The 569-nt window shown below is 44.6% G+C and carries 1 protein-coding gene and 1 pseudogene; both read left to right on the plus strand.

The window, feature by feature from the left end; genetic code table 11:
* Positions 1-437: pseudogene (locus tag ACFIJS_RS09305) on the plus strand (late control protein); the annotation flags it as partial.
* Positions 394-569 (plus strand): DnaB-like helicase N-terminal domain-containing protein (locus ACFIJS_RS09310; RefSeq protein ID WP_375651349.1); only part of this gene is annotated, 176 nt, incomplete at its 3' end. The pseudogene ACFIJS_RS09305 and the gene ACFIJS_RS09310, both read left to right, overlap by 44 nt.

A 569-nucleotide genomic window follows, 5' to 3' on the forward strand; every position in this document is an offset into this window, starting at 1 on the left:
CTAACTGGGAATTCACGTTAGAGCCACGCACGCAATACGGCACTATTGAAGCTTCTTATTTTGATCGCTCAACAGGGCAACAATGCCAAGTCAAGCATCAGACAGGGTTTAGCGGGCCTGTGCGGCGTCTACGCAGTTGTTATCCATGTCAAGAAGAAGCTTTATCTGCCGCTGCTTCCGAGTCGGATCGCTTATGTCGTGCTGTAGGCAGTGGCTCTTTGTCTCTTGAGGGGAATCCAGAAATCATGGCGGATCAACCTCTCATCCTTCAAGGGTTTCGTGGGCAAATCAATGGACCATGGAAAGCCGCTACCGTCACACATCGTTATGAAAAACAAAGCGGATACACAACAGAAATCACCTTTGAGGCACCAAACAAGGGAAAAGAAAGCAATGAGAACATTGAACATGCTAAAAACAGAAAACCCAAGAGATAATTTTGCTTCTTCTTTTCGTCAACTTCCCCATAATATTGAAGCGGAACAGGCATTACTTGGAGCAATCCTGATTAATAATAATGCACTCGATCGCGTTTCAGACTTTCTCAAAGCAGAACATTTTTTTGAAAC

This window comes from Bartonella sp. OT172YNZD, from assembly GCF_042193725.1.
Lineage (GTDB): Bacteria > Pseudomonadota > Alphaproteobacteria > Rhizobiales > Rhizobiaceae > Bartonella > Bartonella grahamii_A.